Origin of the sequence: Nonomuraea spiralis, assembly GCF_014648435.1 — a bacterium.
Classification (GTDB): Bacteria; Actinomycetota; Actinomycetes; order Streptosporangiales; family Streptosporangiaceae; genus Nonomuraea; species Nonomuraea spiralis.
This window is the reverse complement of sequence record NZ_BMRC01000004.1, coordinates 1-26,418: the sequence shown is the minus strand read 5'-3', so window position 1 is coordinate 26,418 and position 26,418 is coordinate 1. Positions and strand designations below refer to the sequence as shown.

Genomic DNA, 26,418 nt, shown 5'->3' with positions numbered 1-26,418 from the left:
TACCGTGGAACCCGGTTCGGCGTAGACGCGGCGTGAAGGGGTGCGATGGCCTTTTCTCACGACAAGGGCCGACATCGGCGCGGGCGTTGGTGGCGGCGCGGGTCGTACCTGTTCTCGCGGCGTGACGAGGCTCCTCCGGACGCGGACCGTTCCTTCTGGTCCCGGCCGAGGGAGAGCCGCCCCGAGGTCCCGAGCGGGCCGCTCAACGGCGCGGAGCGGCGCGGGGAACGGCTTGGTGAGCGGCGGCCCGAACCGTTCGCCCGCCCCGGCGGCCCCCAGCGGCGCGAGGTGACGTGGGACGGCGTCTCGCTGCGCGAGCGCGGGGAACGCCTGCCCGCCGCCGTCGCCGAACGCCCCCGCTACACCTGGTACGACTTCGAGCTCGACGACACGCCACCCAGGGCCCAGCCCAACAGGCCGGAGGCCCCCTCCATCGGCGACGGCCTGCGCCACTGCGGCAAGCTGGAGAAGGTGCTCCACCGCCAGTGGGACGCCCGGCACGGCCCGCCCTCCAAGGACGCCGTACGCGCGGTGGAGAGCCTGGCCCGGCTGCCCGACCGGCTCAAGGAACTGCTGGCCACCGGCCTCGAAGGCATCTACGTCGGCAGCGGCGGCGTACCCGACCTCGACGACATGGGCTACTTACGCGGCGCCCCGCTCCCGTCGGGCCGCGCCACCTGGGACATCTGCGCCGGCGCGTACGGCGACCGCAAGATCGTGGTCGGCGACCGGCCCTCGCCCACGCCGGACGTGATGATGCACGAGGTCGGCCACGCTATCGACGACCTCGACTCCTTCCACGGCGAATGGGTGTCGGACTCGCCGGAGTTCGTCCGGCTCTACGAGAACGCGTTCCCCAAGCTGGCCTCGACCTTCCACCGCCAGGGCAACGGCCTGGGCCGCAAGGAGTTCTTCGCCGACGCCTTCGCCGCCATCGCCGCCCGCCAGCGCCCCGCCCTGGTGGACATGCTCGGCGGTGACACGCGGATGGCGCTCGACGTCATGCTCTTCTTCAACCGGCGCTACGGAATCTAGGTGATCAGCCATGTACGTCATCCGGCTCGCTGACGGGACCCTGCGCGTGCCGCAGAGCCTGACCAGCGAAGACGGGCGTCTGATCGGCAACGCGTACGTGGACGTGCAGCCCGGCGATCCCGACTACGACAAATGGCTGCCCGAGTCGCTGACCGAGGAGGAGGCGGCCGAGCGCCGTCGTCGCTGGGAAGAGGAGAACGACGATCTGGAACGCGAGTTCCTGGCGTTCAAGGCCAGCCAAGAGGACGCTTGAGGAGGACAGGCGCCAGCCACGGTCGGCGGTTGGCGCCGCCCCGAGCCTGCCGTCCGGAGGTGTGAGCCGGGAAGCACGCGTGTGCTGTCGCCTCACGCACGGTGAGACGCATGGTGCGGCGGCATGAGGTCCCGCCAGCGGTGATCCTGGCGGATCGCAGGATCACCGACTAGACGGAACGTCAGACGCGCGGGGACTCACCTGCTGGCCTGTCGGCCGTGAGAACGTCCTCGCCTCGAAGAAGGGCGTGCACTTCCGACTCGCGGAAGCGCCGGTGCCCTCCGGGGGTGCGGATACTGCTGATGCGGCCTGCCGCTGCCCAGCGCGTAACCGTCTTTGGGTCTACCCGGAAGAGGGCGGCAACCTCTCCTGGGGTCAGCAGACGCTCGCTGCTACTCTCCACCAATCTCTCCCCCTCGCATCCCGCTTCCTGCCAGCGGGCGGACAGGTAACCAGTGTGTCGAGCGAAGCCTGATTTATCCGTGGTTTTCTACAAAGATCACGGGTTGTTATCAGCTGACTGCCCGATTGTTATATGATAGAGCCTCTTTGGGGCTCTCGTGGGTGTTTCTTTACGAAACACCCTAACTGGGAACAGTAGCAGCGCTCGCGTCCGATGCGAAGAGCGACCGCTACGCAGGGACGAGTAACCTCGAACCTGTGCATCCTGTTCTCGTTTACACCGCGTCGCGGATCGGCCTGTTTGTCGTGACCCTGGGTGTTCTCTACCTCGTCGGCCTGCAAAACCCACTGATCCTGCTCGCAGCCGCTTTCGTGATCAGCGGCGTGGCCAGCTACGTGCTGCTGTCTCGGCAGCGTGACGCCGTCAGCTCACGCCTCAGCGACAGGATCGGCCGACCGAAGCCGGAGGACGACTAGGGCAGGGGGAACATGCCAATCCGGGCATGGTACTCCCGTCCGAGTCGCGTTGTGTCACTACCGACAAGTAGACCTGTCTTGTGCGCCAGAAATGCCTTCACGCCGATGCCGCGCTCGCGGCCGGGATTCCAGGCGAGCGCCTTTCCCGTGATCGGATGAATGGCGCCGATGCCCTCCCGGGGCACCGCCCCCGGGCCGGCGGAGTCGCGACCCTGCGGGTTGTTCAGCCATCGCTGGTGACCGCCGACGTAGACCGCTGAGCCGGTCACCGCGACCGCGTAGAGCGAGTCGCCGCCGGTGGCGTTGACCCAGGTGGGCCGGACGTCCACCCCCCTCGCGTACGTCTCGAACCGGGCGGCCGTGTCGCACATGCGGCCCTTGGGGCCGCCGGTCGTGACGACCACGAACGAGCGGCCGTCGGGGGCGAAGTCCAGCCCGCGCACATAGGAGGGGAACGCCTGCGCGCAGCGCGGCTCGTACGTCGCGGTGCGCCAGTCGGCGACCCTCGCCACCGGCCCGCTGACGTCGATCAGCCCGAGCTGCGGCCTGGACTTCCCGTCGAGCGTGGTGAACGAGCCGTCGACCGCCAGCCGCCCGCCCGACCAGGCGAGGGACTGCACCTTCACCCGGGCCGTCAGCGGCTCGCCCGGCGTGACGGCGAACCCCCGGTCGGCCGCCCCCGTCGTGGCGTCCAGCCCGGCCAGGGCGACCCGCGGCCGGATGAAGTCGCCGCCGGCGTAGAGCTTGGGACCGTTCCTGACCAGGGACGTGACCATGCCGCCCTCGATGCCGGGAGAGAAGCCGCCGACCAGCCGCCCGTCGGGGACGCCGATCCGGGCCAGCGCGCGGGCACGGGTGTTGTCGACACCTGGGAAGGCGCCGCCCACGTAGACCGTGTCGTGGTCGCCGGCGGCCAGCACGTAGACCGGCCCGGCGACGGACGGCGCGAAGTCGCGCAGGATGCGGCCGGTCGCCAGGTCGTAGGCGAACAGGTTGGCGCGGCGCAGCGTGTACGTCCGCGCGGCATCGCCGACCTCGCTGAACGAGCCGCCGACGACGACGGTGCCGCCGACCAGCGCGATGGCGTTGACGATGCCGTCGAGGACGTGGGGGGTGTTGTCGACCGGGTCGGCCGAGACCACGCGGGGGTGGGCGACGGGGGCCGAGGCGATGATCGCCGCAAGGGCGACACGGGCAAGCATTCACCAACAACTAGCAGACGTTCGGTAGCGGTGCCGTTACTTTGTGTTGATTGCCGTAAGGGTCTGGCTCTCCGCGAGCCTGCCCGCCGGTCCGGGCCTGTTCCGTCATAGCTGGTCAAAGGCCGTAATGCCCGGCGCCGCCACCGCAGATCGCGTGGGTACTCTTGTCCGCATGACGCGCGCTCAGTTGGACAAGCAGCCGGACGAGGTCGCCGCGATGTTCGATCGCACCGCCCGGCGCTACGACCTGGTCAACGACGTGGCCTCGCTGTGGCAGGTCAGGCTCTGGCGCAAGGCCGTGGCCGCGGCCGTCGACGCGGGTCCCGGCGAGGTCGTGCTCGACCTCGGGGCGGGCACCGGCACCTCCACCGACAGCTTCACCGCCCTCGGCGCCCGCGCGATCGCCTCCGACTTCTCCCTCGGCATGTTGCGCACGGGCGTGCGACGCCACGGCGGCAATTCGCTGACCGGGGCCGGCATCCCGTTCGTGGCCGGTGACGCGATGCGGCTGCCGTTCGCCGACGACGCCTTCGACGCGGTGACGATCTCCGTGGCGCTGCGCAACGTGCAGGACACCGGGCTGGCGCTGCGCGAGATGCTCCGGGTGACCAGGCCCGGCGGGCGGCTGGTGATCCTGGAGTTCTCGCACGTGACGTTCGCGCCGTTCGACCTGGTCTACCGCGAATACCTGATGAAGGCCCTGCCCAAGGTGGCCAAGGTGTTCGGCTCCAACGACGACTCCTACGACTACCTCGCGGAGTCGATCAGGGACTGGCCCGACCAGCCGACGCTGGCCCGGACGATCCTCGACGCCGGCTGGGAGCGGGTCGCCTGGCGCAACCTGTCGCTGGGCATCGTCGCCGTACACAGGGGCTTCAAGCCCGCCTGAGTGCCTCGACCGTGGACGGGCGGCGAAAGTTCCAGGATTCGCCTTCCGCCTTTCTGCTCGTTTCGGGCTTCGCGGACTACTGTGAGGATGTGTCGGGGGGAGACCCTGTGCAATTCCCGCTGGGATGACCGCAGGGACTTTTTCCGGGACGAAACCAGGTCTTCCCGGCGAGGATTGCCCATCGTGCATTCCGGGCATATGTCCTCGAATTTTCGGAAGGAGCCCGGATGATCGGAGAAATCAATCCCACACTCCGTCGCCGGAAGCTCGCCGCCGAGCTGCGCCGGTTACGCGAGGACGCGGGGCTCAACGGCGTACAGGTGGCCAGGTCGCTCCGCTGGTCGACGTCCAAGATCTCCAGGATGGAGAACGGCCAGGTGGCGCCGTCCGCCAAGGACGTGGCCGAGCTGCTGCGCCACTACGGGATCGACGGCGAGCGCGGCGACCTGCTGCTCGCGCTGGCCGGCAACGACGGCGCCAAGGGCTGGTGGGAGTCCTACTCCGACGTCGTGACCGAGCCCGTGCTGGAACTGTTCGGCCTGGAGGACGGCGCCAGCCGGGTCAGGGCCTGGCACACCTTCTCGCTCCCCGGCCTGCTCCAGACCCGCGAGTACGCCACCCGGATCGGCCTGCTCCACCGCGCGGTCGAACTGGTGCCGCCGGGCAAGATCGAACGCCGGATCCGGGCCAGGATGCGCCGCCAGCACCTGCTGCGCAAGGAGCCGCCGCTGCGCTACTCGGCCGTGCTCGACGAGGCCGTGCTGCGCCGGCGCTTCGGCGACGGGGACGCCAAGCTGATGCGCGACCAGCTCCTCCACCTGGCCGAGCTGGGCGACCTGCCGAACATCACCGTCCGGGTGCTCAGGCTGGACCGGCCGCACCCCACTGACATCACCAACTTCATGTTGCTCAGCTTCCCCGCGATGCCCGTGCTCGGCAGCGTCTCGGGGGAGGTCGTCTACTACGAGAACTTCCCGTCGTTCACCCTCACCGAGGACGAGGAGACGGCCTTCCAGTATTCGCTCGTGTTCGACCTGCTGGAGGACGCCGCCATGGACGAGGAGGAATCACGCGATTTCATCACCTCGTTGGCAGATCAATTGTAATGACATGGTTATCGCGGCGTGTCTTGAAGGCCTGGCCGATCTTCAGTTGGCTACCGTCATTGGTCGAGACCAATGAGACTGGGGAGGTAGTCCGTCCGATGAGCGGCCTCACTGTCTCGCCGGACGGATGGCGCAAGAGCAGTCTCAGCGCGGCCGCCGGCGAGTGCGTAGAGTTTGCCCGGAGCGCGACCGGTGACGTGTTGTTGCGCGACTCCAAAGATCCCCGTGGTCCGGTCCTCACGTTCACGCCCGGGGAGTGGCGGGCGTTCATCGGTGGAGTGCGCAACGCCGAGTTCGAAGTCTGACGCTCCAGTGCCAAGCCCTTCGTTGACGACGGAGGGCCTTCTTGTGTCCGGGAACCGTACCCCGACTGCCACTATGTACAGGAAAAGCAGTAGACTGCGGGCCGACAAGTTTGTGAAGGGGTTCACAAAGGAACGAAGGCGCAAGACCCCGAGGCCTTCGATCGTGTAGGACAGGACAGGACAGTCCAGTGACCGTGCCACCAGCCATACAGGCTGACGCCGACGTCATCGTCGTCGGCGCCGGTCCCGCCGGTTCCGCAACCGCCTTTTACCTCGCTCAGGCCGGTCTCGACGTGCTGCTCCTGGAGAAGACCAGGTTCCCCCGCGAGAAGGTCTGCGGCGACGGCCTGACGCCGCGTGCCGTCAAGCAGTTGCTCAACATGGGTGTCGACATCGACGCACCCGGCTGGATCAGGAACAAGGGTCTGCGCGTCGTCGGCGGCGGACACCGCTTCGAGCTCGACTGGCCGCAGCTGGAGCGCTTCCCCGACTTCGGGCTCGTACGCACCCGCCAGGACTTCGACCAGATCGTCGCGGCCAACGCGGTCAAGAACGGCGTACGCCTCATGGAGGGCGTCACCGTGACCGGGCCGGTGCTCGACGACCGCAGCGGCCACATCGTGGGCGTACGGACCAAGGACGGCGCGACGTACCGCAGCCGGGTGGTCGTGGCGGCCGACGGCAACAGCACCCGCCTCGCGATCGGCATGGGCCTGCACAAGCGGGAGGACCGGCCCATGGGCGTGGCCGTCCGCACCTACTTCGAGAGCCCCCGCCACGACGACGACTACCTGGAGACCTGGCTGGAGCTGTGGGACGGCGACACGCTGCTGCCCGGCTACGGCTGGGTGTTCGGCGTCGGCGACGGCACCGCCAACGTCGGGCTCGGGCTGCTCAACACCAGCGCCCAGTTCGGCAACATCGACTACCGCGACCTGTTGAAGCGCTGGTGCAAGGCCATGCCGGCCGACTGGGGCTTCACCGAGGAGAACATGACGGCCCCCATCCGCGGCGCCGCTCTCCCGATGGCCTTCAACAGGCAGCCGCACTACACGCGGGGTCTTATCCTCGTGGGTGACTCCGGCGGGTCAATCAACCCGTTCAACGGCGAGGGCATCGCCTACGCCATGGAGACCGGCGAGATCGCCGCCGAGATCATCGCGAAGGCCCTCAGGGACACCACCGCCGCCCAGCGGGAGCGAATCCTGAGGACCTACCCCCAAGTGATGAAGGACGCCTACGGCGGCTACTTCACCCTAGGGAGGTTGTTCGTCGAGGCGATTGGGAAACCGGGTGTGATGCGCTTCGGGACCAGGCACGGCCTGCCTCACCCGAGGCTGATGCGCTTCGCGCTCAAACTCCTTGGTAATCTCACCGACCGGCGAGGCGATGCGTCCGACATGATCATCAACGCACTCTCGAAGGTCGCCCCACCAGCATGATTCCCACGACAGACACATCAAGCTGCGCGCCCGCGCGCGCGGCGACTCCAGAGGAGGCGTAGCGATGGACCTTTACGTGCCCATCCTGGTGCTCGCCGTTCTCGCGGGGGGCTTCGCGATCTTCTCGGTCGCCATCGCTCCCTTCACCGGCCCCAAGCGCTGGAACCGCGCCAAGCTTGACGCCTATGAATGCGGCATCGAGCCGACGCCCCAGCCGGTCGGTGGCGGACGGTTCCCGCTCAAATACATGATCACCGCGATGCTCTTCATCGTGTTCGACATCGAGATCATCTTCCTCTACCCGTGGGCGGTCTCCTTCGCGCCGCTGAAGAACGACGCGGGCGACACCATCGCGTCCGGCCTCGGGCTGTTCGCGCTGGTCGAGATGCTGCTGTTCATCGTCACCGTGCTCGTCGCCTACGCGTACGTGTGGCGCCGCAAGGGTCTGGACTGGGACTGAAAATGGGACTTGAAGAGAAACTCCCCAGCGGGTTCATCCTCAGCACGGTCGAAGCGGCCGCCGGATGGGCGCGTAAGAGCTCCGTGTGGCCGGCCACGTTCGGTCTCGCGTGTTGCGCCATCGAGCTGATGGCCACCGGTGGCCCCCACTACGACCTGGCGCGCTTCGGCATGGAGCGCGCTTCGGCGTCTCCCCGCCAGGCCGACCTCATGATCGTCGCCGGTCGAGTGTCGCAGAAGATGGCGCCCGTCCTGCGGCAGATCTACGACCAGATGGCCGAGCCCAAGTGGGTCATCTCCATGGGCGTGTGCGCCTCCAGCGGCGGCATGTTCAACAACTACGCCATCGTCCAGGGCGTCGACCACGTCGTGCCGGTCGACATCTACCTGCCGGGCTGCCCGCCGCGGCCGGAGATGCTGATCGACGCGATCGTGAAGCTGCACGACAAGATCCAGAACATGAAGTTCGGCGCCCACCGCGCCAAGCAGATCGAGGACCTCGAACTGCGGGCGCTGCGCACGCTGCCGCTGATCGACCAGGGGAGCGGAAAGTGACCTCGCCCGACCACCTTCCCGGAAGCCCGGAGAGCGGGGAGGCCCCCGAGGCCGCCTCGGTCCCGGCCGTCCCCGAGGCGCCCGTCGCCCGTCACGGCATGTTCGGCGCGCACGACACCGGTGACACCTCCGGCTACGGCGGCCTCGTCGTCCGCCGGGCGCCGCAGCTGGCCACGCCCCGCCCGTACGGCGGCTACTTCGACGAGCTCGTCGACACCCTCGGCCTCGACGACGCCATCGAGCGCGTCGTCGTCGACCGCGGCGAGCTGACCCTGCACGTCCGCCGGGAGCGGCTGGTGGAGGTCTGCCAGAAGCTGCGCGACGACCCGGCCCTGCGTTTCGAGTTGTCGCTCGGCGTCTCCGGGGTGCACTACCCGCACCTGAAGGGCGAGGAGCTGCGCGCCGTCTACCACCTGTGCTCGATCACCCACAACAGGCGTGTACGCCTGGAGGTGAGCGCACCGGACACCGACCCGCACATTCCATCGACTGTGGGCGTTTACCCTGGTCATGACTGGCATGAGCGGGAGACGTACGACTTCTTCGGAATCGTCTTCGACGGCCATCCGGCACTCACCCGGATCATGATGCCGGATGACTGGGACGGCCACCCGCAGCGCAAGGACTACCCGCTCGGCGGCATCCCGGTCGAGTACCGGGGCGCCACCATCCCCTCGCCGGACCAGAGGAGGTCTTACTCATGAGCACCGGCTATGACGAGGCGACAGAGGGCAAGGTCTACTCGGTCACCGGCGGAGACTGGGACGAGGTCGTCGGCGAAGCCCGCGACACCGAGGAAGAGCGCCTGGTCGTCAACATGGGCCCGCAGCACCCGTCCACGCACGGCGTGCTCCGGCTGGTCCTGACGCTCGACGGTGAGACGGTCACCGAGGCGCGCAGCGTCATCGGCTACCTGCACACCGGCATCGAGAAGAACATGGAGTTCCGGACGTGGACCCAGGGGACCACGTTCGTGACGCGCATGGACTACCTCTCGCCGATCTTCAACGAGACCGCGTACTGCATGGGCGTGGAGAAGCTGCTCGGCATCACCGACCGCGTGCCCGAGCGGGCGCAGGCCATCCGCGTGATGATGATGGAGCTCAACCGCATCGCCTCGCACCTGGTCGCGATGGGCACGTTCGGCATGGAGCTGGGCGCGACCACGCCGTTCCTCTTCGGCTACCGCGACCGTGAAATGATCATGGACCTGTTCGAGTACATCACGGGTCTGCGCATGAACCACGCCTACGTCAGGCCGGGCGGCGTGAGCGTCGACCTGCCCGCGGGCGCGGTCGACAAGGTGGGCGAGTTCCTCAAGGAGATGCCCAAGCGGATCAAGGACATCCGCAAGCTGCTCGACGAGAACCCCGTCTACGTGCGCCGCACCAGGGACGTCGGCTACCTCGACCTGACCGGCTGCATGGCGCTGGGCATCACCGGCCCGATCCTGCGCGCCGCCGGCCTGCCCTGGGACCTGCGCAAGTCGCAGCCCTACAGCGGCTACGAGACGTACGAGTTCGAGGTCGCCACCGAGCGCGGTTGCGACGTCTACTCGCGTTACCTCGTGCGCATGCGGGAGATGGAGGAGTCGCTCAAGATCATCGAGCAGGCTCTCGACCGCATCGCCGGCCCGCTCAAGGGTGACCCGGTGATGATCGAGGACAAGAAGATCGGCTGGCCCGCGCAGCTCGCGCTCGGCCCTGACGGCTTCGGCAACTCGCCCGACCACATCGCGCACATCATGGGCAGCTCGATGGAGGCCCTGATCCACCACTTCAAGCTGGTGACCGAGGGCTTCCGGGTCCCGGCCGGGCAGGCGTACGCGAGCATCGAGTCGCCCAAGGGCGAGCTCGGCGCGCACGTCGTCAGCGACGGGGGCACCCGCCCGTACCGCGTGCACTTCCGCGAGCCTTCCTTCTGCAACCTGCAGGGCTTCCCCGCGATGGCGGAGGGCGGCCAGGTCGCCGACGTGATCGCCGCGGTGGCTTCTATCGACCCCGTCATGGGAGGTGTGGACCGGTGACTTATTCACCGGAAGTCCGGGAGCGTCTCGAACAGGACGCCAAGGAGATCATCGGCCGCTACCCCAAGACGCGGTCCGCCCTGTTGCCGCTGCTCCACCTCGTGCAGTCGGCAGACGGCTACGTCTCCGACGACGGCAAGGAGTTCTGCGCCGAGATGCTGGGCCTGAGCAAGGCCGAGGTCACCGGCGTCGCGACCTTCTACACGATGTACAAGCGCAAGCCGGCCGGCGACTACCACGTGGGCGTCTGCATCAACGCGCTGTGCGCCGTCATGGGCGGCGACGAGATCTGGGACGAGCTGTCCGAGCACGTCGGCGTCGGCCACGAGGAGACCACCGGCGACGGCAAGATCTCGCTGGAGCGCCTTGAGTGCAACGCGGCCTGCGACTTCGCCCCGGTCATGATGGTCAACTGGGAGTTCTTCGACAACCAGACGCCCGCCTCGGCCAAGCAGCTCGTCGACGACCTGCGTGACGGCAAGGACGTGCGGCCGACGCGCGGACCGAAGAAGCTCTGCACCTTCAAGGAGGCCTCGCGCGTGCTCGCGGGCCTGCCCGACGACCAGGCGGGCGACGGCCCGTCGGCCGCCGGCCCCTCGCTCGAGGGCCTGAAGGTGGCCAAGGCCAACGGATGGAAGGCCCCCGAGGCATGAGCACCACACTGACCCCGGTCCTGACGGCCAACTGGGACCAGGCCGACTCCTTCACCCTCGACGGCTACGGCGGTGACTACCAGGCGGCCAGGAAGGCGCTGGGCATGGACCCCGACGCCGTCATCCAGGCGGTCAAGGACTCCGGCCTGCGCGGCCGCGGCGGCGCCGGCTTCCCCACCGGCATGAAGTGGGGCTTCATCCCTCAGGGTGACGGCAAGCCCCACTACCTCGTCGTCAACGCCGACGAGTCGGAGCCGGGCACCTGCAAGGACATCCCGCTGATGATGGCCAACCCGCACTCGCTGGTCGAGGGCGTCATCATCACCGCGTTCGCGATCAGGGCCAACTACGCCTTCATCTACGTGCGCGGCGAGGTGCTGCACGTCATCCGGCGGCTGCACGCGGCCGTGCGCGAGGCGTACGAGAAGGGCTTCCTGGGCAAGGACGTCTTCGGGTCGGGCTACGACCTGGAACTCGTCGTGCACAGCGGCGCGGGCGCGTACATCTGCGGCGAGGAGACGGCGCTGCTCGACTCGCTGGAGGGCTTCAGGGGTCAACCGCGACTCAAGCCCCCGTTCCCGGCCGTGGCGGGCCTCTATGCCTCGCCGACTGTCGTGAACAACGTAGAGTCGATCGCCAGTGTTCCCTCGATCATCAGCAACGGCGCCGACTGGTTCGCCTCGATGGGCACCGAGAAGTCCAAGGGCTTCGGCATCTTCTCCCTCAGCGGCCACGTCACCAGGCCCGGCCAGTACGAGGCCCCGCTCGGCATCACCCTGCGCGAGCTGCTCGACATGGCCGGCGGCATCCGCGAGGGGCACCAGCTCAAGTTCTGGACCCCGGGCGGCTCCTCCACGCCGATCTTCACCGACGAGCACCTCGACGTGCCGCTCGACTTCGAGGCCGTCGGCGCCAAGGGCTCCATGCTCGGCACCCGCGCGCTGCAGATCTTCGACGAGACCACCTGCGTGGTCCGCACGGTGCTGCGCTGGACCGAGTTCTACGCCCACGAGTCGTGCGGCAAGTGCACGCCGTGCCGCGAGGGCACGTACTGGCTCAAGCAGGTGCTCAAGCGCCTGGAGAAGGGCCAGGGTTCCGAGGAGGACCTGTCCACGATCACCGACATCGCGGACAACATCCTCGGCCGCTCGTTCTGCGCCCTCGGCGACGGCGCGACCAGCCCGATCCACTCCTCGGTGAAGTACTTCCGCGAGGAGTACCTCAAGCACTTCGAGATCGGCGGCTGCCCGTTCGACCCGAAGAAGTCCACTCTCTGGGGTGAGCAGTGACCGTCGTAGAAACAGAAATCACCCTGGTTACCCTCACCATCGACGGGTTCCAGGTCAGTGTCCCCAAGGGCACCCTGATCATCAGGGCCGCCGAGCTGCTGGGCATCCAGATCCCCCGGTTCTGCGACCACCCGCTGCTCGACCCGGCGGCCAACTGCCGCCAGTGCCTGGTCGACATCCCCGACGCGGGCAACGGCCGCGGCTTCCCCAAGCCGCAGCCGTCCTGCGCGATCGAGGTCGCCGAGGGCATGGTCGTGCAGACCCAGCTCACCTCGCCGGTCGCCGAGAAGGCGCAGCGCGGGGCCATGGAGCTGCTGCTGATGAACCACCCGCTCGACTGCCCGGTCTGCGACAAGGGCGGCGAGTGCCCCCTGCAGAACCAGGCCATGTCGAACGGCCAGGGCGAGTCGCGGTTCCAGGAGCAGAAGCGTACGTTCCCCAAGCCGCTGCCGCTGTCCACGCAGGTGCTGCTCGACCGTGAGCGCTGCGTCCAGTGCGCCCGGTGCATCCGCTTCTCCGACCAGATCGCCGGCGACCCGCTCATCGAGTTCTTCGAGCGCGGCGCCAAGGAGCAGGTACGGGTCGCCGACGGCAAGCCGTTCAACTCCTACTTCTCTGGCAACACGGTGCAGATCTGCCCGGTCGGCGCGCTGACCGGCGCGGCCTACCGGTTCCGGGCGCGGCCGTTCGACCTGGTGTCCACGCCGAGCGCGTGCGAGCACTGCGCGTCGGGCTGTTCCCTGCGCACCGACCACCGGCGCGGCCGGGTCACCCGCCGCCTGGCGGGCAACGACCCGCAGGTGAACGAGGAGTGGAACTGCGACAAGGGCCGCTGGGCCTTCTCCTACGCCACCCAGCCCGACCGGCTCAAGACGCCTCTGGTGCGCAACGAGGAAGGCGTGCTCGTGCCCGCCTCGTGGCCGGAGGCGCTGGAGGTCGCGGCCAAGGGCCTGGCCGCCGCCCGCGGCAAGACCGGCGTACTGGTCGGCGGCCGGGTGACGGTCGAGGACGCCTACGCCTACAGCAAGTTCGCCCGGGTCGCCCTGGGCAGCAACGACATCGATTTCCGCGCCCGCCCGCACTCCGCCGAGGAGGCGCAGTTCCTCGCGCACGCGGTCGCCGGCAAGGGCATCGAGATCAGCTACGCCGACCTTGAGAACGCCCCGGCCGTGCTGCTCGTCGGGTTCGAGCCCGAGGAGGAGTCGCCGATCGTCTTCCTGCGCCTGCGCAAGGCGTGGCAGAAGAAGGGCCTGAAGGTCACCGCGATCGCGCCGTTCGCCTCCGCCGGCCTGGCCAAGATGGGCGGCACGCTCATCACGGCCGCGCCCGGCACCGAGGCCGACGCGATCGGCGAGCTGGTCGGCACGCTGGCCGAGGGCACGATCGTGCTCGCCGGCGAGCGGCTGGCCACCGTGCCAGGCGCGCTGTCGGCCCTCGTCCGCCTCGGCGCCGGGTCCGGCGTCCGGCTGGCCTGGGTGCCGCGCAGGGCCGGTGAGCGCGGCGCGCTCGAAGCCGGCGCGCTGCCCAACCTGCTGCCGATCGGCCGTCCCGTGGACGACGAGGCCGCCAGGGCCGAGGTCGCCAGGGTGTGGAACGTGGGCTCGCTGCCCGCCGTGCCCGGCCGCGACACCGACGGCATCCTCGCCGCCGCCCGTACCGGTGAGATCGACGCGCTGGTCGTGGCCGGCGTCGACCCGTACGACCTGGCCGACCCCGCCGCCGCGCTGGAGGCGCTGGAGAACACGCCGTTCATCGTCAGCCTGGAGATCCGCGCCAGCGCCGTCACCGACCGCGCCGACGTGGTGCTGCCGGTCGCGGCGGTGCAGGAGAAGAGCGGCACGTTCGTCAACTGGGAGGGCAGGGGCCGCTCGTTCGAGGCGCCGCTGCGCGTGCCCGGCATCCAGAGCGACCTGGCCGTCATCGGCAACCTCGCCGACCGCATGGACGTGCACTTCGGCCTGCCGGACGCCAAGGCCGTCCGGCGCGAGCTGGGCAGCCTCGGCGCCTGGCGTGGCGCCCGCGTCGCCGCCCCGAGCACCGCCACCCGCGCCCAGGTCGCCCCGGCGGCCGGCGAGGCGCTGCTGGCGACCTGGCACCTGCTGCTCGACGAGGGCAGGCTCCAGGACGGCGAGCCGTACCTGGCCGGCACCGCCCGCGCCACCGAGGCGCTGGTGTCGGCGAACACGGCGGCCGAGATCGGCGTCATCGACGGCGACAAGCTCGTCGTCGGCGGCCCCGGCCCCAACGCGGTCACGCTGCCGGTCCGCGTCGCGGACCTGCCCGACCGGGTGGTCTGGGTGCCGGCGAACTCCGGCGGCTGCTCGGTCACGCGCGACCTGCGCGCGCTGGCCGGCGACATCGTCACGATCGGGAGCGCCTCATGACCCACGTTCTCGCGGCCGATCCCACCCTTGCCGACTTCGGCAAGGACCCGCTGTGGATCACCATCATCAAGGCCGTGATGCTGTTCCTCTTCCTGATGCTGGGCATCCTGTTCGGCGTCTGGTACGAGCGCAAGCTGATCTCGCGGATGCAGCACCGCTACGGCCCCAACCGGGCCGGCAAGTTCGGTCTGCTGCAGTCCGTGGCCGACGGCATCAAGATGGGTCTGAAGGAGGACATCTTCCCGCGGACCGTGGACAAGGTGCTCTACCTACTGGCCCCCGTGATCATGGTCGTGCCGGCGTTCCTGGCCTTCTCGATCGTGCCGTTCGGGCCGATGGTCAACCTGTTCGGCGTCCAGACGCCACTGCAGATGGTCGACCTGCCGGTGGCGGTGCTGTTCATGCTGGCCATGGGCGCCATCTCGGTCTACGGCGTGGTGCTGGCCGGCTGGTCGTCGCGCTCGCCGTACGCGCTGCTGGGTGGTCTGCGGTCGGCGGCGCAGGTGGTCTCGTACGAGATCGCGATGGGCCTGTCGTTCGTGGCGATCTTCCTGTTCGCCGGGACGCTGTCCACGTCCGAGATCGTCAAGGCGCAGGGTGAGCAGGGCTGGTTCGTCTTCCTGCTGATCCCGTCGTTCGTGATCTACGTGATCTGCATGTTCGGCGAGGCCGCCCGTATCCCGTTCGACCTGCCCGAGGGCGAGGGCGAGCTGGTCGGCGGCTTCCAGACCGAGTACTCCTCGTCCCTGAAGTTCGCCCTCATCATGATGGGCGAGTACCTGCACACCTTCACCGCCTCGGGCATCGCGGTCACCCTGTTCCTGGGCGGCTGGCGGGCGCCGTGGCCGATCTCCATGTGGGACGGCGCCAACACGGGCTGGTGGCCGGTGTTGTGGTTCTTCATCAAGTTCGTGCTGACCTTCAGCTTCATCGTGTGGGTGCGTGCCTCGCTGCCGCGCGTGCGCTACGACCAGCTCATGTCCCTGGGCTGGAAGGTGCTGATCCCGGTGAACCTGGCCTGGATCCTGCTCGTCGCCGCGGCTCGCAACGTGGTCGTCAACGAGGGCAACAAGACGGTCGGCATCGTGATCGGCGCGGTCATCGTGGTCGGCGCGCTGGCCATCTGGATGCGGTTCGACACCGTCAACCAGCGGCGCAAGGAGGCGCGCAAGGCCGAGGTGGAGGCCGAGTTCGAGCAACTGTCCGACGAGCCGACGGCCGGCGGCTTCCCTGTGCCGCCGCTCGATCTGCCGCACTACCACGGGGTGCAGCACAAGGAGATTCCCAGTGGGACTAACTGATTGGCTGAACCCCGTCAAGGGCTTCGGGGTCACCTTCCACACGATGTTCAAGAAGCCCGTCACGACGAACTACCCGGAGGTCAAGAAGCCGACGGCTCCTCGCTTCCATGGTCGTCACCAGCTCAACCGCTGGCCGGACGGGCTGGAGAAGTGCGTCGGGTGTGAGCTGTGCGCGTGGGCGTGTCCGGCGGACGCGATCTACGTCGAGGGCGCGGACAACACCGACGAGGAACGTTTCTCGCCGGGTGAGCGGTACGGGCGCACGTACCAGATCAACTATCTGCGGTGCATCCTGTGCGGCCTGTGCATCGAGGCCTGCCCGACCCGCGCGCTCACCATGACCAACGAGTACGAGCTCGCCGACAGCAGCCGCGAGAGCCTCATCTTCACCAAGGAGATGCTCCTCGCACCCCTGACGCAGGGCATGGAGCAGCCGCCCCACCCGATGCGTCTCGGTGAGACCGAAGAGGACTACTACCGGCTGGGACGAACCAATGGGTGAGACCATCACATTCTGGGTTCTCGCCGTCGTATCCGTCGGCGCGGCGCTCGGCATGGTCTTCAACAGGAAGGCCGTCTACTCAGCGCTGATGCTCGGCACCGTGATGCTGAGCCTCGCGGTGCTGTACGCCGTCCAGGACGCGCCCTTCCTCGCCGCGGTGCAGATCATCGTCTACACCGGCGCCATCATGATGCTGTTCCTGTTCGTGCTCATGCTGGTGGGCGTCGACTCTTCCGACTCCTTCGTGGAGACGCTGAAGGGTCAGCGCTTCTGGGGTGCCCTCGCGGCCCTCGGCTTCGCCGTCCTGATCATCCTGGCGGTGGGCAACGCGATCTTCGCCGGTGAGGCGGGCCTGGCTCAGGCCACGGCGCAGGGCGGTTACATCCGCTCGATCGCGCTGCTGCTGTTCACCAAGTACGTCTTCGCGTTCGAGGTCACCTCGGCCCTGCTGATCACCGCCGCCCTGGGCGCGATGGTCCTCGCCCACCGCGAGAGGGTCACCGAGAAGGTCACGCAGAAGGACCTCTCGCGCGCCAGGTTCCTGAGCGACAACCCCTCGGCCCTGCCCGGCCCCGGCACGTACGCCAGGAGCAACGCCATCGACATGCCGGCGCTGCTGCCCGACGGTTCGGTCGCGCCGTCGTCGGTCAACCGCTACATCGCCCGCTACGACGTCGAGCACGGCCACCTCCCCGAGGACGCGAAGCTCGCCGAGGCCATCAAGCACACGGCCGAGGATGACGCCGCCGAGGAGACGACCAACGAGGTGACCAAGTGACGACCCACTACCTGATCCTGTCGGGTGTGCTGTTCGCGATCGGCGCGCTGGGCGTACTGATCAGGCGCAACGCGATCGTGGTGTTCATGTGCGTCGAGCTCATGCTCAACGCCTGCAACCTCGCGTTCGTCACCTTCGCCAGGCAGAACGGCAACCTGGAGGGCCAGATCATCGCGTTCTTCGTGATGGTGGTGGCCGCGGCCGAGGTCGTCGTCGGCCTGGCCATCATCGTGACGATCTTCCGAACCCGCAGGTCCGCGTCCGTCGACGACGTCAACCTGCTGAAGTACTAAGAGGTGACTGATGCAATCTGAAATCGCTCAGATCACCCCTCATGTCGGCGGTGTGATCGGGAACGCCTGGCTGATGATCGCTCTTCCGCTCGTGGGGGCGTTCATCCTGCTGGTGTTCAACAGGTTCACCAACCGCTGGGGTCACCTGCTGGGCGTGGCCATGTCGCTGGCCTCGTTCGTGGTGGCCGTGCTGGCGTTCTTCGAGCTCATCGGGTTCGGGGACGAGGAACGCCGCCGGGCGGTGCACCTCTACGAGTTCATCCCCGGCATGGTCGACATGGGGCTGCTGATCGACCCGCTGTCGATCAGCTTCGCGCTGCTCATCACGGGTGTCGGATCGCTGATCCACATCTACTCCATCGGGTACATGTCGCACGACGAGCACCGGCGCAGGTTCTTCGCGTACCTGAACCTGTTCGTCGCCGCGATGCTCCTGCTGGTGCTGTCCGACAACTACGTGGGCCTGTTCATCGGCTGGGAGGGCGTGGGCCTGGCCTCGTACCTGCTGATCGGGTTCTGGCAGTTCAAGCCGTCCGCGGCGGTCGCGGCGAAGAAGGCGTTCGTCGTCAACCGCGTCGGTGACTTCGGCCTGCTGGTCGGCATGTTCATCATCTGGACGTCGTTCGGCACGCTGGCCTTCAAGGACCTCGGCGCGAAGATCGGCGCCAGTGGCGCCTCCGACGGCACGATGCTGGCCATCGGCCTGCTGCTGCTCCTCGGCGCCTGCGGCAAGTCGGCGCAGCTCCCGCTGCAGTCCTGGCTGCTCGACGCCATGGAGGGCCCGACGCCCGTCTCGGCCCTGATCCACGCGGCGACCATGGTCACCGCCGGCGTCTACCTGGTCGTGCGCTCGGGCGCGTTCTTCTTCCCCGAAGGCTCGGGGGCGGCGCTCGCCGTCGCCATCGTCGGCGCGGCCACGCTGCTCGCCGGTGCGATCATCGGTTGTGCGAAGGACGACATCAAGAAGGGCCTGGCCGGCTCGACGATGTCGCAGATCGGCTACATGATGCTCGGCGCGGGCCTCGGCCCCGCGGGCTACGCCTTCGCGATCGGCCACCTGATCACGCACGGCTTCTTCAAGGCCGACATGTTCCTCGGCGCCGGTTCGGTCATGCACGGCATGAACGACGAGGTGAACATGAGGAAGTACGGCGGCCTGCGCAAGTTCATGCCGATCACCTTCGTCACGTTCTTCATCGGCTACCTGGCGATCATCGGGTTCCCGCTGCTGTCCGGTTACTTCACCAAGGACGGCATCATCGAGACCGCGGTCCACCACCAGCCGATCCTGGGCTGGCTGGCCGTGCTCGGCGCGGGCATCACGGGCTTCTACATGTCGCGGATGGTCTTCATGACCTTCTTCGGCCAGAAGCGCTGGGCCGACGACGCGCACCCGCACGAGTCGCCGCTGGTCATGACCGTGCCGCTGATGATCCTGTCGCTGGGCGCGCTGGGCCTCGGTGCCTACCTGGTGCTGGGCGGCAGGCTGTACGACTTCCTGCGACCCGCCGTGGGCGGCGAGGCGGAGGCGCCGAGCTTCCAGTTCGCCAGCACGCCCGGTCTGGCCACCCTCGCGCTCGTCGCCGTCGGTGTGGTCATCGCCTGGATGAAGTACGGCCGGGCAGAGGTGCCGTCGGTGCAGCCGCGCGGCTCCTTCCTCACCACGTTCGCCCGCCGTGACCTGTACGGCGACGCCATCAACGAGTCCCTGCTCATGCGCCCCGGCCAGTGGCTGACCCGCATCGCGGTGTTCTTCGACAACCGCGGCGTCGACGGGCTCGTCAACGGTCTGGCGGCAGGCATCGGCGGGAGCTCGGGGCGCCTGCGCAGGCTCCAGACGGGCTTCGCGCGAACGTACGCGCTGTCCATCCTGATCGGTGCCGCCCTGCTGACCGGCGCCCTGCTCCTCGTTGGGAACATCTGATGTCACCCTGGCTCCCGATAATCATGGCGGTGCCCGTAGTGGGCGCCATCGTGGTGGCCCTGCTTCCCAAGGGCGGCGACAAGCTGGCCAAGCAGGTCACGCTGGCGGTCTCGCTGCTGACGATGGTGCTGACGGGCGTCATGGCCGCCGGGTTCAAGCCCGGCGGTGAGCGCTTCCAGTTCAAGGCGGAGTACGACTGGATCCCGAGCTTCGGCGTGAAGTTCGGGGTCGGCGTGGACGGCGTCGCCCTGGTGCTGATCGCCCTGTCGGTCGTGCTGGTGCCGATCGTCGTCCTGGCCTCCTGGCACGACGCCGACGGCGTCCGGACCTCCGACGGCACGCTGATCACGCCCAAGCGGTCGGTCAAGACGTACTTCTCGCTGCTGCTCGTCCTGGAAACGATGATGATCGGCGTCTTCGCGGCGACCGACGTCTTCCTCTTCTACGTCTTCTTCGAAGCCATGCTGATCCCGATGTACTTCATGATCGGGTCGTACGGCGGCGCCCAGCGGTCCTACGCGGCCGTCAAGTTCCTGCTGTACTCGCTCTTCGGCGGCCTGCTCATGCTGGTCGCGGTCATCGGCCTGTACGTGCTGGCGAACAAGGGCACGTTCATGTTCGAGCCGCTCGTCGGGGCCATCAAGGACCCGACGACGCAGAAGTGGCTGTTCGGCGGCTTCTTCATCGCCTTCGCCATCAAGGCGCCGCTCTGGCCGGTGCACACCTGGCTGCCCGACGCGGCCGCCCAGGCCCCGGCCGGCGCCGCCGTGCTGCTCGTGGGCGTGCTCGACAAGGTCGGCACGTTCGGCATGCTGCGCTTCTGCCTGGAGCTGTTCCCGGACGCGGCCAAGGCGTTCACGATGCCGATCGTCGTCCTGGCGGTCATCAGCATCATCTACGGCGCGATCGTGGCCATCGGCCAGACCGACATGAAGCGGCTCATCGCCTACACGTCGATCTCGCACTTCGGCTTCATCGTGCTCGGCGTGTTCGCCATGTCGTCGGTCGCCCAGTCCGGCGCGGCCCTCTACATGGTCAACCACGGCTTCGCCACGGGCGCGCTGTTCCTCGCCGCCGGGTTCCTCATCGCCCGCCGCGGCTCGCCGTTCATCGCCGACTACGGAGGCGTGCAGAAGGTCGCCCCGGTTCTCGCGGGCTTCTTCCTGGTCGCCGGTCTGGCCGGTCTCTCGCTGCCGGGACTGTCGTCCTTCGTCAGCGAGTTCATGGTGATGATCGGCACGTACTCCAGCGTGGCGCACGGTTCCGGCGCGCTGACGGTGGCCGCGATCATCTCCGCGGTGGCCGTGATCCTCGCCGCCGTCTACATCCTGTGGATGGTGCAGCGCACCCTGAACGGCCCGACCGCCGAGCCGGTCAAGGCGTTCAAGGACCTGAACGCCCGGGAGATCTGGGTGCTCGCGCCGCTGGTCGCACTGATCATCGGGTTCGGCTTCTTCCCCAAGCCGCTGCTCGACGTGATCAACCCGTCCGTCCAGCAGACGCTGACCAACGTGCAGGTGCCCACTGCCACCATCGCTGAGAAGGGGACAGGTCAGTGAACGACGTCATCCAAGCGCCGACGATCGAGTACGGCACGCTGGCGCCGTTGCTGATCATCTTCGGCGCGGCCTGCATCGGCGTGCTCGTCGAGGCGTTCGCGCCGCGCTACCTGCGCAAGTCCATCCACGTCCCGCTCACGCTGCTCAGCCTGATCGGCGCGTTCGCCCTCGTGATCGTGCAGGTCATGCGCGGCGTGCCGACGCAGGCCGTCGCCATGGGCGCGGTCGCGGTGGACGGTCCCGCGCTGTTCATCTGGGGCGTGATCATCGTCCTGTCGTTCGTGTCCGTGCTGCTGATCAACGACGAGGGCCACTTCGTGGCCTCGGCGGCGGCCGTACCGGGCAGCGCCGACGAGGAGGAGGCCGAGGCGGCCGACAACGGCACCGGGCAGACCGAGGTCTACCCGCTGGTGTTGTTCGCGGTCGGCGGCATGCTGCTCTTCCCGGCCTCGCACGACCTGCTGACGATGTTCGTGGCCCTTGAGGTCATGTCGCTCCCGCTGTACCTGCTGTGCGGCCTGGCCCGCCGTCGCCGCCTGCTGTCGCAGGAGGCGTCGATGAAGTACTTCCTGCTCGGCGCGTTCTCCTCGGCGTTCTTCCTGTACGGCATCGCCATGATCTACGGCTACGCGGGCACCGTCTCGCTGCCCGGGATCAACGCCGCCCTGGCCAAGGGCGCGCTGCTCGACCCGCTGCTCATGATCGGGCTCGCGCTGCTCGGCGTCGGCCTGCTGTTCAAGATCGGCGCCGCGCCCTTCCAGTCCTGGAAGCCCGACGTCTACCAGGGCGCCCCGACCCCCATCACCGCGCTCATGGCCTCGGGCACGCTCGTCGCGGCCTTCGGCGCCGTGCTGCGGGTGTTCTGGGTTGGTCTGGGCAACCTCGACTGGAACTGGCGTCCGGTCATCTGGGGCGTCGCGGCCCTGACGATGATCGTCGGTTCGATCCTGGCGATCACGCAGACCAACATCAAGCGCATGCTGGCCTACTCCTCCATCGCGCACGCGGGCTTCCTGCTCGTCGGCGTGATGGCGACGTTCGGCGCGGCCGGGCAGAACGCCCAGTCGCTCAAGGCGATCCTGTTCTACCTGGCGGTCTACGGCATCACCACGGTCGGCGCGTTCGCGGTGGTCACGCTGATACGCGATCCGGGCGGCGAGGCGGGACACCTGTCCCGCTGGGCCGGGCTCGGCAAGCGTTCGCCGATCCTCGCCGGGGTGTTCGCCTTCTTCCTGCTCGCCTTCGCCGGAATCCCGCTGACCAGCGGCTTCTTCGGCAAGTACGCCGTGTTCGCGGCCGCGCTCAGCAGCGGCACGCAGCCCGGCGACTCCATGGGCGGCTGGATGGCCGGCCTGGTCGTGGTGGGCGTGGTGGCCTCGGCCATCGCCGCGTTCTTCTACGTCCGCGTGATCGTGCTGATGTTCTTCAGCGAGCCCGCGGCCGACGGCCCGGCGATCGCGGTGCCCAGTATGGGGACCGTGGCCGTCATCGCCGTCTCCCTGCTGGTTACCGTAGGAGTGGGGCTCTACCCGGAGTCCATCCTCGGTGTCGCCAACGACGCCGCTTCGGCACTGTTCATTAGATAAGGGGATCCCGTATGTCTGCGCCTCCCGTGGTTGACCTTCCCATTGAGGACGAACGGTTGGCGCAGGACGTGGCCACCGGATTGGCCGCGGTCGAGAAGCTCCTGCGCTCGTCGGTGGAGAGCGAGGACGCCTTCGTCACGGAGGCGTCCAAGCACCTCATCGAGGCGGGCGGCAAGCGGTTCCGTACGCTGATGGTGCTGCTCGCGGCCCAGTTCGGCGACCCATCCGCGCCGGGTGTCGTGCCCGGCGCGGTGGTGATCGAGCTGACCCACCTGGGCTCCCTGTACCACGACGACGTCATGGACGAGGCCCCGGTGCGCCGGGGCTCGCCCTCGGCCAACGCCCGGTGGGACAACACCGTGGCGATCCTCACCGGCGACTATCTGTTCGCCCAGGCCTCGGACCTCCTGGCCGACCTCGGTCCCGAGATGATCCGCATCCAGGCCCAGACGTTCTCCCGCCTCGTCCAGGGGCAGATCCGCGAGACGGTCGGCCCGCGCGACGGCGAGGACCCGGTGGGCCACTACCTGAGCGTCCTGTCCGACAAGACGGGCTCGCTCATCGCCGCCTCCGGCCGTTTCGGCGCACTGCTGTCCGGCGCACCCGCCGACGTCGAGGAGCGCCTCAGCCGCGCCTGTGAGGCCGTCGGCGTGGCCTGGCAGCTCGGTGACGACCTGCTCGACGTCGCCTCCTCGGGCGCCCAGTCGGGCAAGACGCCCGGCACCGACCTGCGCGAGGGCGTCCGTACCCTCCCGGTCCTCTACGCGCTCACCAGCGGCGAGCAGTCCCGCATGACCGAGCTGCTGTCGGGCCCGGTGGCCGAGGAGGACGTCGAGGAGGCCCTGACCCTGCTGCGCGCCCATCCCGCGATGGCGCGGGCCCGCGCCGAGCTGACGGCGTGGGTGGACCGGGCCCGCGTGGACCTCTCCGCCCTGCCCGACATCCCGGCCAGGGCGGCCTTCCTAGCGCTCTGCGACTACGTGGTCGAGCGTTCGGGCTGATCGCCTGACCCGGGCGGCCGTCCGCGCCGCCCGGAAGCTGTCGTACGTGAAGATCGCCAGGGCCAGCCACACGATCGAGAACCCGATCCACCGGCTGGGCGGCATGACCTCCCCGGCGATCGTCACCCCCACCACGAACTGCAGGATCGGGGCGATGTACTGCAGCACCCCGACGGTGCTCAGCGGCACCCGGATCGCCGCCGCGCCGAAGCAGATGAGCGGCACGGCCGTGATGATCCCGGCCCCCACCAGCAGCAGCGAGTGCCCGACGCCCTGCTGCCCGAACGTCGCCTGCCCCGCGAACTGCAGGTAGACCAGATACCCGAACGCCGGCACCAGCAGGACCAGCGTCTCGACGGCCAGGCTCTCGGTGGCCGCCACGTTCGCCTGCTTCTTGGCCAGGCCGTAGACGCCGAAGCTCACGGCCAGCGTCAGCGCGATCCACGGCAGCCGTCCGTAGTCGACGGTCAGCACGATCACCGCCAGCGCCGCGAACCCCACGGCCACCCACTGCAGCGGACGCAGCCGCTCCCGCAGCACCAGCACCCCGAACAGCACGCTGACCAGGGGGTTGATGAAGTATCCGAGCGCGCTCTCGACGACGTGGCCGCTGTTGACCCCGTAGATGTAGGTGCCCCAGTTGACGGTGATGACGAGGGCGGCGACGGTGAGCAGGGCGAGCTTGCGCGGCTGCCGGAGCAGCTCACGGAACCAGCTCCAATGCCGCCGTACGGCGAGCACCGCGACGACGGCCATCAGTGACCAGACCATCCGATGGGCCAGGATCTCCACGGCTCCGGACGGTTTGAGCAGCGGCCAGTACAGGGGGAACAGCCCCCACATGGTGTAGGCGGCGATCCCGAACAGTACACCGCGCCGTAGGTCAGGCATGAACCTTATTTTCGGGCCTTACTAGCTTAAATACAAATGTGTGTCACTATACGGGAATGTTTAGTCATCCTTAAGTGTTCGGGCGTTGTGTAGGCGTAATCCCGCTACCCACGCCACGCCGCCGCCCGCGGCGCTGCGTAAGGTAGAGACACCTGATGGAGGTGGCACGATGGGCTGGCTGTTCGGCGGTAACAAGACATCGATGGTCCGTCCCGAGGACGCTCTGCCGGGCCGCTCGGAGGCGATGCCCGTACCCGCGCGGCACGCCGTCCTGGACGCGCCGCTCGCCCCGCCGTACCCCTCGGGCCTGGAGGTGGCCGACTTCGGCCTGGGCTGCTTCTGGGGGGCCGAGCGCAAGTTCTGGCAGACGCACGGGGTCGTGACGACCGCCGTCGGGTACCAGGGCGGGTACACCCCCAACCCGACGTACGAGGAGGTCTGCAGCGGCCTCACCGGGCACACCGAGGTCGTACGGGTCGTGTTCGACCCGGCTCAGGTGTCGTACGAGGAGCTGCTGAAGGTCTTCTGGGAGGCCCATGACCCGACCCAGGGCATGCGCCAGGGCAACGACAGCGGCACGCAGTACCGGTCGGCGATCTATCACCACTCGCCGGAGCAGGAGAAGGCGGCGGAGGCGTCGCGGGAGGCGTACCAGCAGGTCCTCACCCAGGCCGGCTACGGCACCATAACCACCGAAGTCACCCAAGCCCCACCTTTCTACTACGCCGAGGACTACCACCAGCAGTACCTCCACCGCAACAAAAACGGCTACTGCGGGATTGGAGGGACCGGGGTCGCTTGCCCGGTGGGCATCGCGCCTGCCGGCGAGTGAACAAGGCGGTCTTCGACGAGGTCTGTGTGCTCTGGGCGGAGCACGCAGACCTGCCGTTCCCCGACGACCTGCGCGGTGTGGACATCTACGAGCTACCGGTCGCGTATCTGGACTTCTGCATGGCAGGCCCTCTGGCCAGCTACGTCGGAAGCCGTCGGGGCGTGTTGGACGCTGATCAGCTTCGAGCTGTGAAGGAGACCGCTCGTGATCTGCGGGCGCTCCTTCCGCGTCTACGACGTCGTGAAGGCCGAACGTACGTCGCTCGGTTGGTCCGGATCGGCGAGCTGATCATGGGTGATGCCCAGGGAAGTTCTGGCCACCGCAAGTAGTCGCGGCGACAAACTTCTCCACAAGGTCAAGGGCGTGCCGCCTGCGGCGGCACGCCGCGTGTCGGGCGGTCGCTGGCCGCGCTGCGGCTCTTCGGCCGGTCGCGGCCAGCACCGTCCACGCGCCTTCAGCGATACGGCGAACAGCTTGAACGGCGAAAGGCGTATCACGGCCAGGCCCTCGATCATCTGGGCCTGATATTTCGCATCAGACCGCTGAGGACGCCGCAGGCTCAAGCTGCCGAGTTGCACTCATGGGAGATCAAGCGGCGGCGCGGCGCGCCGCCGTACCCCCGGCTCTCCGCCCGCCCGCCGTCCGGGCGTGCGGCCTGGGGGCCGGTCCCGAACGGCGGCGGGACACCGGGCCGGCCACCGCACACCGCCCCGCCGTACAAACCGAACGCTCCGACCGGGGTTGCCACGCCGCCGCACAGATACAGCCCTACGATCGCCACTGCATGGCCGGCCGCCGTACGTGCTCGGGGGCGATCGACGATCCAGGGTTCGTTCCTCACCCTGGCTCACCGAGGAACGTGGCTGATCTTCGAACTACGGATTACAGGTGACGAACGAAGGTTTATGCCGCTGCCGTTTCGTCCACGCCGACGGCCGACCCGATCGCGTGGGCAGGTAACAGCGGTTCCAGCCGCGCCTACTGCTCATCGGTCAGGTCAAGCCGCCTCGTCACCGCTGGGGTGGCCACGAGGTCTCTGGTGTTCAGGTTCTACGTTGATGAACCCTCTACCGGAGACCTCACTTACTTCACGATCACGACACGCCTGTCACACCGGACTTCGCGGCAGACCCTGGGTACCTGGTGTCGAGGCGTGACCGATGAGCGTCATAGTGAGCTTCCCCCTGTTCTCCGGACACTTGGCCTGAGGTCACCCTTGATCATCAGGAAGGATGTCCTTCGTGCCCGCACCTCACCCTCCCGAGTTCCGGCGT

The 26,418-nt window shown here is 68.3% G+C and carries 27 protein-coding genes; 23 read left to right on the top strand and 4 right to left on the bottom strand.

From position 1 onward, the window contains the following. Window positions 1-45 precede the first annotated feature (45 nt). Window positions 46-1,035 carry a hypothetical protein gene (locus IEZ27_RS10280; RefSeq protein ID WP_189646998.1) on the top strand — a complete coding sequence of 330 codons (990 nt, stop codon included), beginning with the start codon at window positions 46-48 and terminating at the stop codon, window positions 1,033-1,035. Between the two features lie 10 nt (window positions 1,036-1,045). Beyond that, window positions 1,046-1,288 (top strand): hypothetical protein, encoded by a 243-nt coding sequence (locus IEZ27_RS10275; protein ID WP_125643857.1) that lies wholly within the window; start codon window positions 1,046-1,048, stop codon window positions 1,286-1,288. 181 nt (window positions 1,289-1,469) lie between these two features. Here the strand turns inward: IEZ27_RS10275 and IEZ27_RS10270 are convergent, their stop codons facing one another. Further along, a complete protein-coding gene (locus IEZ27_RS10270; RefSeq protein ID WP_026214226.1) occupies window positions 1,470-1,691 on the bottom strand; it encodes a BldC family transcriptional regulator in 222 nt (73 codons plus the stop codon). Between the two features lie 257 nt (window positions 1,692-1,948). Between IEZ27_RS10270 and IEZ27_RS10265 the strand changes: the two genes are divergently transcribed. After that, entirely contained in the window at window positions 1,949-2,167 is a 219-nt protein-coding gene (locus IEZ27_RS10265; protein ID WP_125643856.1) for a DUF4229 domain-containing protein, read from the top strand. Here the strand turns inward: IEZ27_RS10265 and IEZ27_RS10260 are convergent. After that, window positions 2,164-3,369, bottom strand: a complete 1,206-nt coding sequence (locus tag IEZ27_RS10260; protein WP_189646997.1) for a hypothetical protein — start codon at window positions 3,367-3,369, stop codon at window positions 2,164-2,166. The two genes, IEZ27_RS10265 and IEZ27_RS10260, sit on opposite strands and share 4 nt — an antisense overlap. A 172-nt stretch (window positions 3,370-3,541) precedes the next feature. Between IEZ27_RS10260 and IEZ27_RS10255 the strand changes: the two genes are divergently transcribed. From IEZ27_RS10255 to IEZ27_RS10165, 19 genes are all read left to right on the top strand, one after another. After that, window positions 3,542-4,258 carry a demethylmenaquinone methyltransferase gene (locus tag IEZ27_RS10255; protein WP_189646996.1) on the top strand — a complete coding sequence of 239 codons (717 nt, stop codon included), beginning with the start codon at window positions 3,542-3,544 and terminating at the stop codon, window positions 4,256-4,258. 227 nt (window positions 4,259-4,485) lie between these two features. Then, window positions 4,486-5,364, top strand: coding sequence for a helix-turn-helix domain-containing protein (locus IEZ27_RS10250; RefSeq protein ID WP_189646995.1), 879 nt, complete (start codon window positions 4,486-4,488; stop codon window positions 5,362-5,364). Then, window positions 5,364-5,669 (top strand): DUF397 domain-containing protein, encoded by a 306-nt coding sequence (locus tag IEZ27_RS10245; RefSeq protein ID WP_308427267.1) that lies wholly within the window; start codon window positions 5,364-5,366, stop codon window positions 5,667-5,669. Before IEZ27_RS10250 ends, IEZ27_RS10245 begins: the two co-directional genes overlap by 1 nt. Window positions 5,670-5,857: 188 nt before the next feature. After that, window positions 5,858-7,111 carry a geranylgeranyl reductase family protein gene (locus IEZ27_RS10240; protein WP_125643846.1) on the top strand — a complete coding sequence of 418 codons (1,254 nt, stop codon included), beginning with the start codon at window positions 5,858-5,860 and terminating at the stop codon, window positions 7,109-7,111. A 64-nt stretch (window positions 7,112-7,175) separates the two neighbouring features. Further along, window positions 7,176-7,571: an NADH-quinone oxidoreductase subunit A gene (locus IEZ27_RS10235; protein WP_125643844.1), complete on the top strand. Its 396-nt coding sequence runs from the start codon at window positions 7,176-7,178 to the stop codon at window positions 7,569-7,571. 2 nt (window positions 7,572-7,573) lie between these two features. Beyond that, window positions 7,574-8,125, top strand: a complete 552-nt coding sequence (locus tag IEZ27_RS10230; protein WP_189646994.1) for a NuoB/complex I 20 kDa subunit family protein — start codon at window positions 7,574-7,576, stop codon at window positions 8,123-8,125. Continuing rightward, entirely contained in the window at window positions 8,122-8,829 is a 708-nt protein-coding gene (locus IEZ27_RS10225; RefSeq protein WP_189646993.1) for an NADH-quinone oxidoreductase subunit C, read from the top strand. Before IEZ27_RS10230 ends, IEZ27_RS10225 begins: the two co-directional genes overlap by 4 nt. Then, window positions 8,826-10,151, top strand: coding sequence for an NADH-quinone oxidoreductase subunit D (locus IEZ27_RS10220; RefSeq protein ID WP_125643838.1), 1,326 nt, complete (start codon window positions 8,826-8,828; stop codon window positions 10,149-10,151). Before IEZ27_RS10225 ends, IEZ27_RS10220 begins: the two co-directional genes overlap by 4 nt. Then, a complete protein-coding gene (gene nuoE / locus IEZ27_RS10215) occupies window positions 10,148-10,804 on the top strand; it encodes an NADH-quinone oxidoreductase subunit NuoE (RefSeq protein WP_189646992.1) in 657 nt (218 codons plus the stop codon). The genes IEZ27_RS10220 and nuoE overlap by 4 nt, the downstream gene beginning before the upstream one ends. Continuing rightward, window positions 10,801-12,093 carry an NADH-quinone oxidoreductase subunit NuoF gene (gene nuoF, locus IEZ27_RS10210; RefSeq protein WP_189646991.1) on the top strand — a complete coding sequence of 431 codons (1,293 nt, stop codon included), beginning with the start codon at window positions 10,801-10,803 and terminating at the stop codon, window positions 12,091-12,093. The genes nuoE and nuoF overlap by 4 nt, the downstream gene beginning before the upstream one ends. Continuing rightward, window positions 12,090-14,477, top strand: a complete 2,388-nt coding sequence (locus IEZ27_RS10205) for an NADH-quinone oxidoreductase subunit G (protein ID WP_189646990.1) — start codon at window positions 12,090-12,092, stop codon at window positions 14,475-14,477. The genes nuoF and IEZ27_RS10205 overlap by 4 nt, the downstream gene beginning before the upstream one ends. Further along, complete coding sequence (nuoH, locus tag IEZ27_RS10200) at window positions 14,474-15,778, top strand: NADH-quinone oxidoreductase subunit NuoH (protein WP_189646989.1); 1,305 nt, start codon at window positions 14,474-14,476, stop codon at window positions 15,776-15,778. The genes IEZ27_RS10205 and nuoH overlap by 4 nt, the downstream gene beginning before the upstream one ends. Then, the gene (gene nuoI, locus IEZ27_RS10195; RefSeq protein WP_189646988.1) at window positions 15,765-16,280 is read left to right on the top strand and encodes an NADH-quinone oxidoreductase subunit NuoI; all 516 of its coding nucleotides are present in this window, start codon (window positions 15,765-15,767) and stop codon (window positions 16,278-16,280) included. The genes nuoH and nuoI overlap by 14 nt, the downstream gene beginning before the upstream one ends. After that, window positions 16,273-17,058, top strand: a complete 786-nt coding sequence (locus IEZ27_RS10190; protein WP_189646987.1) for an NADH-quinone oxidoreductase subunit J — start codon at window positions 16,273-16,275, stop codon at window positions 17,056-17,058. The genes nuoI and IEZ27_RS10190 overlap by 8 nt, the downstream gene beginning before the upstream one ends. Next, a complete protein-coding gene (nuoK, locus tag IEZ27_RS10185; RefSeq protein ID WP_125643825.1) occupies window positions 17,055-17,351 on the top strand; it encodes an NADH-quinone oxidoreductase subunit NuoK in 297 nt (98 codons plus the stop codon). The genes IEZ27_RS10190 and nuoK overlap by 4 nt, the downstream gene beginning before the upstream one ends. Window positions 17,352-17,361: 10 nt before the next feature. Continuing rightward, entirely contained in the window at window positions 17,362-19,275 is a 1,914-nt protein-coding gene (gene nuoL, locus IEZ27_RS10180) for an NADH-quinone oxidoreductase subunit L (protein ID WP_189646986.1), read from the top strand. Then, a complete protein-coding gene (locus tag IEZ27_RS10175) occupies window positions 19,275-20,834 on the top strand; it encodes an NADH-quinone oxidoreductase subunit M (RefSeq protein ID WP_189646985.1) in 1,560 nt (519 codons plus the stop codon). The genes nuoL and IEZ27_RS10175 overlap by 1 nt, the downstream gene beginning before the upstream one ends. Beyond that, window positions 20,831-22,420 carry an NADH-quinone oxidoreductase subunit NuoN gene (nuoN, locus tag IEZ27_RS10170; RefSeq protein ID WP_189646984.1) on the top strand — a complete coding sequence of 530 codons (1,590 nt, stop codon included), beginning with the start codon at window positions 20,831-20,833 and terminating at the stop codon, window positions 22,418-22,420. The genes IEZ27_RS10175 and nuoN overlap by 4 nt, the downstream gene beginning before the upstream one ends. Window positions 22,421-22,431: 11 nt before the next feature. After that, on the top strand, window positions 22,432-23,421 hold the full coding sequence (locus IEZ27_RS10165) for a polyprenyl synthetase family protein (protein ID WP_189646983.1): 990 nt from the start codon (window positions 22,432-22,434) through the stop codon (window positions 23,419-23,421). Here IEZ27_RS10165 and rarD read toward each other — a convergent pair. After that, window positions 23,383-24,312: an EamA family transporter RarD gene (rarD, locus tag IEZ27_RS10160; RefSeq protein ID WP_189646982.1), complete on the bottom strand. Its 930-nt coding sequence runs from the start codon at window positions 24,310-24,312 to the stop codon at window positions 23,383-23,385. The genes IEZ27_RS10165 and rarD overlap by 39 nt on opposite strands. A 169-nt stretch (window positions 24,313-24,481) precedes the next feature. Between rarD and msrA the strand changes: the two genes are divergently transcribed. Further along, the gene (gene msrA, locus IEZ27_RS10155; RefSeq protein ID WP_189646981.1) at window positions 24,482-25,144 is read left to right on the top strand and encodes a peptide-methionine (S)-S-oxide reductase MsrA; all 663 of its coding nucleotides are present in this window, start codon (window positions 24,482-24,484) and stop codon (window positions 25,142-25,144) included. 230 nt (window positions 25,145-25,374) lie between these two features. On the opposite strand, the gene IEZ27_RS10150 is transcribed toward msrA, so the two are convergent. Continuing rightward, the gene (locus IEZ27_RS10150) at window positions 25,375-25,659 is read right to left on the bottom strand and encodes a hypothetical protein (RefSeq protein WP_189646980.1); all 285 of its coding nucleotides are present in this window, start codon (window positions 25,657-25,659) and stop codon (window positions 25,375-25,377) included. Window positions 25,660-26,418: the final 759 nt, after the last annotated feature.